Annotated in this window: 11 protein-coding genes; 8 read left to right on the top strand and 3 right to left on the bottom strand. The window is 68.2% G+C overall.

All coding sequences use genetic code 11. The features are described 5' to 3' along the window. Window positions 1-48: 48 nt before the first annotated feature. Window positions 49-2,319, bottom strand: a complete 2,271-nt coding sequence (locus KY49_RS23540) for an NADP-dependent malic enzyme (RefSeq protein WP_042586823.1) — start codon at window positions 2,317-2,319, stop codon at window positions 49-51. A gap of 467 nt (window positions 2,320-2,786) precedes the next feature. On the opposite strand from KY49_RS23540, the gene KY49_RS23535 reads away from it, so the two are divergent. From KY49_RS23535 to KY49_RS23505, 7 genes are all read left to right on the top strand, one after another. Further along, window positions 2,787-3,473 (top strand): orotate phosphoribosyltransferase, encoded by a 687-nt coding sequence (locus KY49_RS23535; protein ID WP_042586822.1) that lies wholly within the window; start codon window positions 2,787-2,789, stop codon window positions 3,471-3,473. A 225-nt stretch (window positions 3,474-3,698) separates the two neighbouring features. Beyond that, the gene (locus KY49_RS23530) at window positions 3,699-4,295 is read left to right on the top strand and encodes a YbhB/YbcL family Raf kinase inhibitor-like protein (RefSeq protein ID WP_042586821.1); all 597 of its coding nucleotides are present in this window, start codon (window positions 3,699-3,701) and stop codon (window positions 4,293-4,295) included. 160 nt (window positions 4,296-4,455) lie between these two features. Then, a complete protein-coding gene (locus KY49_RS23525) occupies window positions 4,456-5,028 on the top strand; it encodes a flavodoxin family protein (RefSeq protein ID WP_042586820.1) in 573 nt (190 codons plus the stop codon). A 146-nt stretch (window positions 5,029-5,174) separates the two neighbouring features. Then, on the top strand, window positions 5,175-6,125 hold the full coding sequence (argC, locus tag KY49_RS23520) for an N-acetyl-gamma-glutamyl-phosphate reductase (RefSeq protein ID WP_042586819.1): 951 nt from the start codon (window positions 5,175-5,177) through the stop codon (window positions 6,123-6,125). Between the two features lie 408 nt (window positions 6,126-6,533). Beyond that, window positions 6,534-7,949 carry a DUF2957 domain-containing protein gene (locus KY49_RS23515; RefSeq protein WP_042586818.1) on the top strand — a complete coding sequence of 472 codons (1,416 nt, stop codon included), beginning with the start codon at window positions 6,534-6,536 and terminating at the stop codon, window positions 7,947-7,949. A gap of 134 nt (window positions 7,950-8,083) precedes the next feature. Continuing rightward, window positions 8,084-9,322 (top strand): DUF2957 domain-containing protein, encoded by a 1,239-nt coding sequence (locus KY49_RS23510; protein ID WP_042586817.1) that lies wholly within the window; start codon window positions 8,084-8,086, stop codon window positions 9,320-9,322. 18 nt (window positions 9,323-9,340) lie between these two features. Continuing rightward, window positions 9,341-10,177 (top strand): OmpW/AlkL family protein, encoded by an 837-nt coding sequence (locus tag KY49_RS23505; RefSeq protein ID WP_042586816.1) that lies wholly within the window; start codon window positions 9,341-9,343, stop codon window positions 10,175-10,177. A gap of 160 nt (window positions 10,178-10,337) precedes the next feature. On the opposite strand, the gene KY49_RS23500 is transcribed toward KY49_RS23505, so the two are convergent. Continuing rightward, window positions 10,338-11,264 carry a LysR family transcriptional regulator gene (locus tag KY49_RS23500; RefSeq protein ID WP_042586815.1) on the bottom strand — a complete coding sequence of 309 codons (927 nt, stop codon included), beginning with the start codon at window positions 11,262-11,264 and terminating at the stop codon, window positions 10,338-10,340. 93 nt (window positions 11,265-11,357) lie between these two features. On the opposite strand from KY49_RS23500, the gene KY49_RS23495 reads away from it, so the two are divergent. Beyond that, complete coding sequence (locus KY49_RS23495; protein WP_042586814.1) at window positions 11,358-12,641, top strand: MFS transporter; 1,284 nt, start codon at window positions 11,358-11,360, stop codon at window positions 12,639-12,641. Between the two features lie 66 nt (window positions 12,642-12,707). On the opposite strand, the gene KY49_RS23490 is transcribed toward KY49_RS23495, so the two are convergent. Further along, window positions 12,708-13,349: a LysE family translocator gene (locus KY49_RS23490; protein WP_010097307.1), complete on the bottom strand. Its 642-nt coding sequence runs from the start codon at window positions 13,347-13,349 to the stop codon at window positions 12,708-12,710. Window positions 13,350-13,373 lie beyond the last annotated feature (24 nt).

Raw genomic sequence — 13,373 nt, 5'->3', positions numbered from 1 at the left:
TTTGTTTTGCGCCGCGCGGGGAGCGCGGCGCGACCGCTCGCGCGAAACTTACTTCGTGTTCACGTTCGCCGCGGCGACTGCCGTCATGTTGATGATCCGGCGCACGGTCGCGGCCGGCGTCAGGATGTGGACCGGCTTCGCCGCGCCGAGCAGCAGCGGGCCGACCGTCACGCCTTCGCCGCCGACCATCTTCAGCAGGTTGTACGCGATGTTCGCCGCTTCCACGTTCGGCATGATCAGCAGGTTCGCTTCGCCGGTCAGCGTCGTGCCCGGGAACGCGGCCTTGCGGACCACTTCGGACAGCGCCGCGTCGCCGTGCATTTCACCGTCGACTTCCAGGTGCGGCGCGCGCTCGACGATCAGCTTGCGGGCCTCGGCCATCCGGCGCGACGACGCCGACGGTGCGCTGCCGAAGTTCGAGTTCGACAGCAGCGCGGCCTTCGGCGTGATACCGAAGCGCTCGATCTCGGCCGCGGCCTGGATCGTCATGTCGGCGAGCTGTTCGGCGCTCGGCACCTCGTTCACGTACGTATCGCACAGGAACAGGTTGCGGCCCGGCAGCATCAGCAGGTTCATCGCCGCGAAGTGCTCGGCGCCCTTCGCGCGGCCCAGCACCTGCTCGATGAACTTCAGGTGGCTGTGGTACGTGTCGATCATCCCGCAGATCATGCCGTCCGCGTCGCCCAGGTGGACGAGCATCGCGCCGATCAGCGTGTTGAACTTGCGCAGCGCCGCCTTCGCGACTTCCGGCGTCACGCCGTCGCGCGCGCCGATCTCGTGGTACGCCTGCCAGTACCGGTGATAGCGGGTGTCGTCTTCCGGATTGACGATCTCGAAATCGACACCGGCCTTCAGCTTCGAGCCGATCTTCTGCAAGCGCATCTCGACGACCGACGGGCGGCCGACGATGATCGGCTTCGCGATCTTCTCCTGCAGCACGAACTGCGCGGCGCGCAGCACGCGCTCGTCCTCGCCCTCGGCGAACACGATGCGGGCCGCGGCCTTCTTCGCGGTCGCGAACACCGGGCGCATCACCATGCCGGTGCGGTAGACGGTCGTGCCGAGCTGCTCGCGGTACGCGTCCATGTCCTGGATCGGACGGGTCGCGACGCCCGAATCCATCGCGGCCTGCGCGACGGCCGGCGCGATCTTGATGATCAGGCGCGGGTCGAACGGCTTCGGAATCAGGTATTCCGGGCCGAATTCGAGCGAATGGCCTTCATACGCCTTCGCGACTTCCTCGCTCTGGTCGGTTTCCTCGGCCAGCTCGGCGATCGCGCGCACGCACGCGAGCTTCATCTCTTCCGTGATCGTCGTCGCGCCGACGTCGAGCGCGCCGCGGAAGATGAACGGGAAGCACAGCACGTTGTTGACCTGGTTCGGGTAGTCCGAACGGCCGGTCGCGATGATCACGTCGGGGCGCGCGGCCTTCGCGTCTTCCGGGCGGATTTCCGGTTCCGGGTTCGCGAGCGCGAGGATCAGCGGACGGTCGGCCATCGCCTTGACCATGTCCTGCTTCAGCACGCCGGCGCTTGAGCAGCCGAGGAACACGTCCGCGCCGACGATCGCGTCGCCGAGCGTGCGCGCATCGGTCGTCACGGCGTAGCGCTGCTTCGACGGATCGAGGTTGCCGCGGCCTTCGTAGATCACGCCCTTCGAGTCGCACACGAGCACGTTCGCCTTGTTCAGGCCGAGCTTCACGAGCAGGTCGAGACACGCGATCGCCGCCGCGCCCGCGCCCGAGCACACGAGCTTCACTTCGCCGATCGTCTTGCCGACCACCTTCAGGCCGTTCAGGATCGCCGCCGACGCGATGATCGCGGTGCCGTGCTGGTCGTCGTGGAAGACCGGGATCTTCATCCGCTCGCGCAGCTTCTGCTCGATATAGAAGCACTCCGGCGCCTTGATGTCTTCAAGGTTGATGCCGCCGAGCGTCGGCTCGAGCATCGCGATCGCGTCGACGAGCTTGTCCGGATCGGATTCCGACAGCTCGATGTCGAACACGTCGATGCCCGCGAATTTCTTGAAGAGGCAGCCCTTGCCTTCCATCACCGGCTTCGCGGCGAGCGGGCCGATGTTGCCGAGGCCGAGCACCGCCGTGCCGTTCGTGATGACGCCGACGAGGTTGCCGCGCGACGTGTACTTCTGCGCGTCGAGCGGATCGGCGTGGATCGCCTCGCACGCGGCCGCGACGCCCGGCGAATACGCGAGCGACAGATCGAGCTGGTTCGACAGCGGCTTGGTCGGCGTGACCGAAATCTTGCCGGGTTTCGGGTTCAGGTGATAAGCGAGTGCGGCCTGCTTCAGTTGTTCGTCCATGATTGACCTGCGAGAGACATGCGAAAGAGAAATGCGAGTGCTCAGTACGCAGCACCTTGAGCCGCGGATGCGTGGATCGAGGGGGTATTCGACTGCGACGGCCGTTGCACGCCGGATCGGCGCGCGATCGAACCTCGGCGGGTGGCAAGAGGAAAGTACAAAGTACCGAGCGATTATTCTAGGGCCGCCTAGTGTACACCCCCGCGCATGACGAACGTTGCTGCGGCGCGGCATCGTGGGCCTCGCAGCGGCCCGCCGATCAAGCCCCGTTTATTCCGGACCGTTCCGTACACAGCGGCAAGCGCGCGCAAAGTCCGTCGAAACCGACCCGAATCGGGTAAAATAGTCGCCTACGCGCGCAGCGATACGATCGGCTCCCCGGTCGCGCCCCGGCCCTCGCGGGCGGGCTCCCCTTGCTGCGCCACCGGGCACGCGCCCGCACCTCGCTCACCATCCAAGGAATGCCCATGACAGGCTTCGATCGTCAGACGATCTCCGACACGACCGCCAAAATCCTGCTCGAAGTGCAGGCGGTGCACTTCAACGCCGAAAAGCCGTTCATCTTCACGTCCGGCTGGGCCAGCCCCGTCTACATCGACTGCCGCAAGCTGATCTCGTATCCGCGCGTGCGCCGCGGCCTGATGGAAATGGCGGAAGCGACGATCCTGCGCGACGTCGGCTTCGAGCAGATCGACGCGGTGGCGGGCGGCGAAACCGCCGGCATCCCGTTCGCGGCCTGGATCGCCGACCGCATGATGCTGCCGATGCAGTACGTGCGCAAGAAGCCGAAGGGCTTCGGCCGCAACGCGCAGATCGAGGGCCATCTGGAAGAAGGCTCGCGCGTGCTGCTCGTCGAGGACCTGACGACCGACAGCCGCAGCAAGATCAACTTCATCAACGCGCTGCGCACTGCAGGCGCCACGGTGAACCACTGCTTCGTGCTGTTCCACTACAACATCTTCAAGGAAAGCGTGTCGGTCCTGAAGGACATCGACGTCGACCTGCACGCGCTCGCGACCTGGTGGGACGTGCTGCGCGTCGCGAAGGCGTCGGGCTACTTCGAGACGAAGACGCTCGACGAAGTCGAGAAATTCCTGCACTCGCCGGCCGAGTGGTCGGCCGCGCACGGCGGCGCGACCGGCGCCCAGGAGTGACGCCGCGCCGGCGGACAGCCGGCGCCATCGCGGCACAAGCCGCTCGCCTCACGGCGGGCGGCTTTTTTTTTCGCGCCGCGCGCCGGGTCCATCGCGGCGATCTGTCACGACATGCGTCGCTCATCGAACCCTAATGCTAGACTTGCTCCATCGCCGCAATCACCTTCGCGACAACAAACGAGGCCGGGCTCATCCGCCCGGCCCACGTGACGGGAGAAGCGCCATATGCGTGTGGGTCGCCAGATCGCTCCGCCTGCGTCATCGAACGGCCCGTCTCCGCTCGCCCTTGCCCTCCTCTGCGCCGCCGCCTTCGCCTGCATGCCGTCGCATGCGGACTCCTCCGCGTTCACAGTGTCGAGCGACGACCTGTCGCCGGGCGGCCGCGTCGGCGCCGCGCAGGTGTTCGACCGCGGCGACTGCAAGGGCGCGAATCGCTCGCCGCAACTGTCGTGGCGCAATCCGCCGCCCGGCACGCGCGGCTATGCGATCACGATGTTCGACCCGGACGCGCCCGGCCACGGCTGGTGGCACTGGGCCGTCGCAAGCCTGCCGCTCACCGTCACGAGCCTGCCCGCCGATGCGAGCGCGTCGGGCCTCCTGCGGCGCATCGGCGCGAGCGAGGCGCGCAACGATTTCGGCATCGACGGCTATGGCGGCCCATGCCCGCCGCCCGGCAAGCCGCATCGCTACGTGATCACCATCTACGCGCTGAAGAGCACCGACCTGCGCATCGGCCAGGGCCGCCCCGCGCCGATGTTCGAGCACGAGATCGGCACGCAGGCGATCGGCACCGCGACGCTCGTCGTGCATTACGGACAGTAAGCCGGCGCGGCAGCGCGCGGCCGATTGCCGACGCCCGCGAAACTCCGTGTTGCCCGATCGCGGTTTTTTGCGTCATTTCGTATTGCTAGACTCGCCGTGACCGATCGCGGCGCACCGCCGCGCGTCGGCGCCCCTTTCGTCCTCATCCGGAGAACGCCCCATGTCGAACATCGTCATCGTCTATCACAGCGGCTACGGCCATACGAAGAAGCTGGCCGAAGCCGTCCATGCCGGCGCGCAGGACACGGGGGCGCACGTGCGCCTCGTCGCGGTCGGCGACCTCGACGACGCAGGCTGGGCCGCGCTCGACGCGGCCGACGCGATCGTGTTCGGCGCGCCGACCTACATGGGCGGCCCGTCGGCGCAGTTCAAGACGTTCGCCGACGCGACGTCGAAAGCGTGGTTCACGCAGAAATGGAAGGACAAGATCGCCGCGGGCTTCACGAACTCCGCGACGATGAACGGCGACAAGTTCTCGACGATTCAATATTTCGTCACGCTGGCGATGCAGCATGGGATGGTGTGGGTCGGCACGGGCCTGATGCCGGCCAACTCGAAGGCGGCCACGCGCAACGACATCAACTTCGTCGGCGGCTTCACGGGCCTGCTCGCGCAATCGCCGTCGGACGCGTCGCCCGACGAGGCGCCGCTGCCGGGCAACCTCGAGACCGCGAAGGCGTTCGGCCGTCGCGTCGCCGAGGCGACGGCCCGCTGGATCGCGGGCGGCCGCTGAAGCGGCCTGCCCCGATAAAGGGACACAAGACGGCCCGCGCGGCCGTCTTTTTTTTCGGCCCGTGCGGTGCAGGCTCGCCGCATGAAGTCTTAGAATGGCGGTTTTCCGGCGTGCAAGCGCCGCGGCCCCGTTTCAGTGAGAGCGAAATGAGCACCAAAGTTTTTGTCGACGGCCAGGAAGGCACGACCGGCCTCAAGATCTTCGAATACCTGTCCGCCCGCAGCGACATCGAGATCCTTCGCATCGACGAAGCGAAGCGCAAGGACGTCGACGAACGCCGCCGCCTGATCAACGCGTCGAACGTCACGTTCCTGTGCCTGCCGGACGTCGCGTCGCGCGAATCGGCATCGCTCGTCGAGAACCCGGACACGACGCTGATCGACGCGAGCACCGCGTTCCGCACGAACCCGGACTGGGCATACGGCCTGCCCGAGCTGACCCGCGCGCAGCGCGAGAAGATCCGCACGTCGAAGCGCATCGCGGTGCCGGGCTGCCACGCATCGGCGTTCGTGCTCGCGATGCGGCCGCTCGTCGACGCCGGCGTCGTCGCGCCGACGTTCGCCGCGCACAGCCACTCGATCACCGGCTACAGCGGCGGCGGCAAGTCGATGATCGCCGACTACGAGAACCCCGCGTCGGCCGCGAAGCTCGCGAGCCCGCGCCCGTATGCGCTCGGCCTCACGCACAAGCATCTGCCGGAAATGGCCGCGCACACGGGCCTCGCCACGGCGCCGATCTTCACGCCGATCGTCGGCCCGTTCCTCAAGGGCCTCGCGGTGACGACCTACTTCACGCCCGGCCAGCTCGCAAAGCGCACAACGCCGCAGGACGTGCAGCGCATCTTCGCCGAGTACTACGCGGATGAAGCGTTCGTGCGCGTCGCCCCGTTCAACGCCGACGACAACCTCGACGCCGGCTTCTTCGACGTGCAGGCGAACAACGACACGAACCGCGTCGACCTGTTCGTGTTCGGCAACGACGAGCGCTTCGTCACCGTCGCGCGCCTCGACAATCTCGGCAAGGGCGCGTCGGGCGCCGCGATCCAGTGCATGAACCTGAACATCGGCGCGGCGGAGGACACGGGCCTCACGCGCTGAGTCATCCTCGCATGCGATGCAAAGCCGGCCGCTGGCCGGCTTTTTATTTATCCTTAATTGGCAATAAGTGATAATTCGCGCAGGGATTTACAATAATTTACAAGCTTTCGATTGCGCGATATCCCTTCGATTAATCTCCCCCTCTCTTTATCCAGTCAATCCCGAATAGGGATAAACCGGATACCCCCGCTTTAAACGCTGCCGCAAGGCCAAAAGGCCGCGCCGCGTCACCTTCCGCGCACTTCTTCAGCACACCTTGCGTTTTAATTCTTACTGAATGCCCGCTCCCGAAAGCATTCAGCGCGCGCCCGCCGTTTCAATCGTCTTTTTTAGACGGGTTCATCAATTGACAGCAAAAATACGTGCGGCGACATTAACCCGCACAATTAAACGATTGGAGACAGCGGCATGTCGCACACCTTATCGAAGGGGGTGGCAACGGCCTTTGCCATTGCCCCTTTGCTCGTCGCATGTGGAGGAGGGGATTCCGGCGCGCCCGCCCCGATCGAAGCGCCTCAATGTTCCGGCTCGAGCTGCGGCACGCAGGGGCCGCCGGCGTCGCAACCCGTCAACGGTTCGCTGTGCCCGGCCGACGCGGACATCGTGAAGAGCACGTATCTCGGCGGCGCCGGCAGCGGCGAGATCGTCAGCGTCAACATCGACGCGGTCGCGATGACCTACACGCTCAAGTGGCTCGAATCGCCGATTCCGCTGGCGACCGGCACGGTCACGCCGACGCGCGTCGGCACGACGATCACCGGCCGCGTCATGCACCCGCCGACCGGCGCGCTGCCGACCGCCGAGCAGACGCGCTGCGCGTTCGTCCTCACGCCGGGCGCGGGCACGGCCGGAAACGGCTCGGCCTATTCGACGGCCGCCGACTTCAACCCGGCGAACCCGCCAATGCTGCTGGTCGGCATGGGCGTGGCCGGCGGCGGCATTCCGGGCGCGACGATCCAGTACGACGGCCTGACGATCATCCCCGGCGTCGTGCAGAACGTCGGCAAGGTGCCGAACCGCCACTTCGACTTCTATCCGTTCCTCGGCTTCGCGAGCACGACGACGGACCTCACGAAGCTGCCGGGCACCTACAACGCGCTGATCTACCACCTCGTGCCGTCCGGCAACTACGCGACGAAAGGCACGAACTCGAGCGAGACGTTCGATGCAAACGGCGCGTGCACGTCGACGAGCGCGGGCGGCTGCCAGACGACCGGCGACCCGTGGAAGGCGAGCGCGAACGGCGGCTATTTCGACAGCACGAAGGCGCCGCAAACGCTGCCGCAGACGAGCCTGCCGGTCGGCCAGACCGGCAAGTCGGCCATCGCGCACATGGTGATCGGCCAGCTCAACGGCGCGACGGTCCCCGTGATCGTGCGCACCGGCAACGTGAACCTCGGCACGCCGCCGCTGCACGCCGACGCGCAGGTCGACGACGAATCGGGCATCGCGGTGCTCGGCAAGGCGACGGCGCTGGCGTCGGGCGGCATCGACGGCGGCTACGCGGGCGCGGACTCGAACTTCAAGTACACGGCCGCGCTGATCCGCGGCGGGAACGCGACGTTCGTGAACCCGACGACGCAGGCCGCGGAGGACGGCTTCACGCTGGACTACGGCCAGGCGACGCCCGGCCTGCTGAACCTGCAGACGATCCCGCCGGCCAATTCGGGCTACGCGGCAAGTTCCGGACTACTGATCGCGACGGGCGGGCTGTACGCGGCGCTCGTGCAGGGCACGGTAAACGGCGGCGTCACGCCGTCGTCGGCCAACGCGAGCACGTCGTCGGCGCCGTACTTCGGCGTCGGCGCGCAGATCAGCAAGTAACGGCAGAACGACGGCGCACGCCGCCGCGGCAACGAACGAGAGGCGCCCGGCACGGCGCCGGCAGTGCAATACACAAACAGGAAGCGGCCGACAGGGAGCCGGCCGCCACACAAGACAAATTCTGGAGGAGCAACATGAAGCGCAACCTCATTCTCGCGGCAACCGTGGCCGCCCCGCTTCTTTCGGCATGCGGCGGCGGGAGCGACAATCCGCCGCCGCTCGTCGAAGACCGTCTCTGCCCCGCCGCGCTCGACTACGGCACCGTCTACACCGGCGGCGCGGGCAGCGGCGAGCTCGTCAAGCTGCAGCTCGACACGACCAGGATGACCTGGCAGGTCAGCTACATCGAATCGCCGGTTCCACGCACCACCGGCACCGTCACGCCGACGCGCGCCGGCACCGTCGACAGCGGCACGCTCACGCAGGAAACGCTGCTGCCGACCAACAAGCTGAACCAGTGCGCGTTCCGCCTGAACGGCGCGAGCCTCGACCCGTCGCGCCCGGCACGCATCTTCGTCGGCTTCGGCGTCGCGGGCGGCACGATTCCCGGCAAGGAGATCCAGTTCGGCGGCGTGCTCGGCCAGGCCGCGGTGCCCGACACGAAGTTCCCGTACTACCCGTTCATCGGCTTCTCGGCGATCGAGACCAACCTCGCGAACCTCGCCGGCACGTACAGCCACGTCGGCTTCGGCGAAGTGCCGTCGCAGCAGTTCGCGCCGGTGTCGATCGACGCGAAGGTGACGATCAATGCCGACGGCACGTGGATCAAGTGCGACTCGACCGGCCAGTTCGCCGGCACGTGCCGCCAGCCGGGCACGAACCTCGCGCAGTCGGCGGACGGCAGCGGCGCGTTCCAGACCAACAACTACCAGAGCCAGGTCAAGCCGACGCTGTCGACGCTGCCGCAGGGCAAGGGCTTCATGATCGTCGGCAAGCTGCGCAACCAGCTCGTGCCGATCCTCGTGCGCACCGGCGTCGCGAACCCGAACGTGCAGCCCGACGGCAACGGCGTGCCGGGCCTCACCGCCGACGACGAATCGAGCATCTCGATCCTCGCGCCGCAGACGGCGATCACGGTCGGCTCGCAGAACGGCGAGTACATCGGCGTCGACAGCGCGTTCAACTACCGCACCACCGCGCTGATCAACAACCAGGCGACGCTGCTCGATCCGTTCCAGCCGTCGCAGGCATCGCTCGCGACCCCGCTCGACCTCGACTACACGCAGAAGGTGCCGGGCGCGGTCACGACGGTCCACACGGGCGCGGGCAGCACGACGCCCACCGGCAAGTTCATCTTCACGGGCGGCGTGTTCGGCTTCCTCGACAACGCGAGTTCGACGCCGTATTTCACGATCGGCGCGTTCGTCCAGTAAGCGGGCCCGGGAGCCGTCATGAAGAAGAAGATCCTTCTCGGCGCGGCGGCCGGCGCCGCCGCGCTGGCGCCGCTCGCGGCGCACGCGCAAAGCGCCGGCAGCAACGTCGTCACGCTCGGCTGGTTCCACGTGATGCCGCAGCAGAGCAGCACGCCGATGACGACCAACGTCGCGCCGACGCCGATCAACACGCCGCTGCGCCTGCCGCCGTCGTTCACGTCGCCGGGCACCGGGCTGCGCACCAGCGGCGCGGACACCGTCGGCCTCACGGTCAGCCACTTCCTCACCGACCACATCGCGGTGACGTCGGTGGCGGGCGTGCCGCCGGTGTTCAAGGTGTCGGGCCAGGGCACGATCAAGCCGCCGGGCCCGGCCGGCGCGCTCGGCACGCAGAACATCGGGCTCGGGTCGGTCAACCCGATCGTGAAGAGCGTGCGGCAGTGGAGCCCGGCCGTGATCCTGCAGTACTACTTCGCGCAGGCGAACGCGAAGTTCCGGCCGTTCCTCGGCCTCGGCGTGTCGTACAACTGGTTCAGCGACCTGCAGCTCAACCCGAACTTCGTCAAGCAGACGCAGGACAACCTCGGCGCGATCCTCGCGGCGGGCGCGGGCAAGCCGGGCAAGACTTCGGTGGAGGCGAAGGCGTCGTCGTCGTGGCAGCCGGTGTTCAACGCGGGCCTGCAGTACAACGTCACCGAGCATTTCGGGCTCGTCGCGTCGGTCACCTACATCCCGCTGAAGACGACGTCGACGGTGACGATCAAGGCAGCCGACGGCACGACGCTCGCCGAGTCGAAATCGGACCTGAAGGCCGATCCGATCATCAGCTACGTCGGGATGTCGTACAAGTTCTGAGACTGATCGGAAAAGTACGGACGAAAAAAAGCCCGCCTAAGAGGCGGGCTGAATCCATATCAGAGGAGACATGGAGGAGACAGGTGCAACTATAGCGAATCAATTTCTGCAATGCAACATTTCCGTCGAGAAAATCAGGATTTTCCCTCGAACGCCGGCTCTAAACAGTCAGCACTTCTGACCCTACCTCGTTTTCCTGCGCCAGCACCTCGGCCAGCGCGTCCCGCAGCAGCGTGACCGGCCGCAGCAGGCGGCCCGGCAGCGCGCCGTGCACGAACCAGATGTTGATCCGCGTCTCCAGCCCGGAGGTGCGGATTACCCGCAGCCCATCGCGATGCGCGCTGCGCGCGAGCGCCGTCGGCGGCGCGATGCCGATCCCCGCGCCGCGCGCGACCAGCGACAACTGCAGATCCGACCCGAATGCCTCGACCGCGACGTTGAACGGCAGCCCGGCCGTGCCGAACGCGCGGCTCAGCGCCGAGCGCATCCCGCAGCCGTCCTGGCTCAGCACCCACGGAAACTGCGACAGCGCATCGAGCGTCAGCGGCCCGTCGGGCAGCGGGAAGTCGCGCGCCGCGACCAGCACGGCCGGCTGCGTGCCGAGCAGCGTCGTCGTCAACGCGTCAGGCAACACCGCGCTCGCCGGCATCATCACCGCCGCCGCGTCGAGCGCGCCCCGTTCGAGGCCCGCCACGAGCGCCGGCGACCAGCCCGCGGTGACGCGCAGCGTCAGGCGCGGGAACGCGTCGCGCAGCCGGTCGACCGGCCGCTCGAGCGCCAGTTCCGACAGGAACGGCGGCACGCCGATGCGCAACTCGCCGGACGGTTCGCGCTCCGGTGCACCGACCGCCATCAATTCGTCCACCGCGCCCAGCACGTTGCGCGCGAGCGTATAGACCTCGCGCCCGGCGGCGGTCGGCTTCAGCGGCTTGCTCTGCCGTTCGAGCAGCGGCACGCCGAGCAAGGTTTCGAGGTTCTGCACGCGCCGCGTGAGACCCGGCTGCGTCAGATGGAGCTTCGCGGCGGCGGCCACCATCGAGCCGCTGTCGACCACCGCGACGAATGCCTGCAGATCGCGCGTATTCAAAACAAACTCGCATAATCATGTTAGACATATTTCAATTGTCGCATAAACATCCGCCGCCTACGATGGGGCTTTCCACTCCCCGACAGGCCCGCGATGACCCGCCCCGCCGATCTCTGCCCTGCCCCTGCCGCCGCGCCGCGCGCATCCGGCGGCGCAACGCCCGCGTTGAGCGCGGGCATGACGCTGTTCTTCGCCGCGACGGTCGGCGTGATCGTGGTCGACCTGTTCGCCGCGCAGCCGCTGACCGGCCCGATCAGCGCCGAGCTGCGCCTGCCGCCGGGCCTCGCGGGTCTCGTCGCGATGCTGCCGCAGCTCGGCTATGCGGCCGGGCTCGTGCTGCTCGTCGACCTGTTGGAGAATCGCCGGGTGATCGTGACGACGCTCGCCGTGTGCGCGGCGATGCTCGCGCTGCCGGCGCTCACGCGGTCGGGCACCGTGTTCCTGCTCGCGACGTTCGCGGCCGGCGCCGCGTCGAGCGTGATCCAGATGCTGGTGCCGATGGCCGCGTCGATGGCGCCTGATGCGCAGCGCGGCCGCGCGGTCGGCAACGTGATGAGCGGGCTGATGCTCGGCATCCTGCTGTCGCGGCCGCTCGCGAGCCTGATCGCCGGCTCGTTCGGCTGGCGTGCGTTCTACGGCATCGCCGCGGCCGCGGACGCGGCCATCGCCGCCGTGCTCGCGTTGCGGCTGCCCGCGCGCCGGCCGCATGCGACGGCCGGCTACCGCGCGCTGCTCGCGTCGATGGGGCGCCTGCTCGCCGACGAGCCGGTGCTGCGCCGGCACGCGTTGTCCGCCGCGCTCGTGATGGCCGCGTTCAGCGCGTTCTGGACCGCGATCGGGCTGCGGCTCGCGCAGCCGCCGTTCGATTTCGGGCTGCACGGAATCGCGCTGTTCGCGTTCGCCGGCGCGAGCGGCGTGATCGCAACCCCATTCGCCGGCCGGGCCGGCGATCGCGGCCACGGCGCCGCCGCGCTGCGGCTCGCGCACGTCGCGATGCTGGCGGCGCTCGTCGCGATCGGCGTCGCGGGCGCCGGATGGTTCGGCTTCGACGCGCACGCGCATCGCGACGCGGCGCTCGTGCTACTGGCGGCCGGCGCGGCGCTGCTCGACGCGGGCGTGGTCACCGACCAGACGCTCGGCCGCCGCGCGATCAATCTGCTGAATCCGGCCGCGCGCGGGCGTCTGAACGGGCTGTTCGTCGGCGCGTTCTTCGTCGGCGGCGCGCTCGGCGCGGCGCTCGCGGGCAGCGCGTGGGCGTGGGCCGGTTGGCCCGCGGTGTGCGGCGTCGCGCTGGCGTTCACCGGCGCCGCCGGCGCGTTCGGGCGCCTGGCCGAGCGCCGTCCCGGCACGGCGGCCGTGCCCGGCGCACGCCCCTGAAAGACGAACGCCCCGCCCTCGGACGAGGACGGGGCGTGGGGCCGAAGCAGCCGGCAACCGCCGGGATCAGTGCCGCACCAGCGCCATCATCGCGCCGAAGCCGACGAACAGGCCGCCGGTCAGCCGGTTGAACGCCTTCGCGACGTTCTGGCTCTTCAGCGTCGCGCCGATTCGCGTGCCGAACAATGCATAGACGAGATACCAGCTCACCTCGATCACCGCGAACGTGGCGACCAGCACGCCGAACTGCGGCAGCGTCGGCTCGGACGCGTTGATGAACTGCGGCAGCAGCGCGGCGGCGAACAGGATCGCCTTCGGGTTGCTGCCCGCGACCAGGAAGCCGTTGCGGAACAGCACCCAGCGCGACGCCGGCGCGGCCTGGCGGGCCACCGGCTCGACGTCGGCGCCCGGCGCGTCGGCCTCGACGCGCGCGCGCCACGCCTTCACGCCGAGGTAGACCAGGTAGGCCGCGCCCGCATAGCGCAGCGCGTTGAACATCGCCGGCCACGCCTCGAGGAACACGCCGAGCCCGGCGGCCGACACCGACAGCATCAGCACCAGCGCGCTCAGGCAGCCGGCCATCGTCGCCGACGAGCGCCGCAGGCCATGCCGCGCGCCGTGCGTCATCACGAGCAACATGTTCGGACCGGGAATCGCCGACACGACGAACACCGTCGCCACGAAAAGCCACCACGTATGCAAGCTCATTGCCACCTCTGCGCGAAGGAAAAC

The organism is Burkholderia sp. MSHR3999, from assembly GCF_000833595.1.
Classification (GTDB): Bacteria; Pseudomonadota; Gammaproteobacteria; order Burkholderiales; family Burkholderiaceae; genus Burkholderia; species Burkholderia ubonensis.
This window is presented reverse-complemented; position numbering and strand designations above follow the sequence as displayed.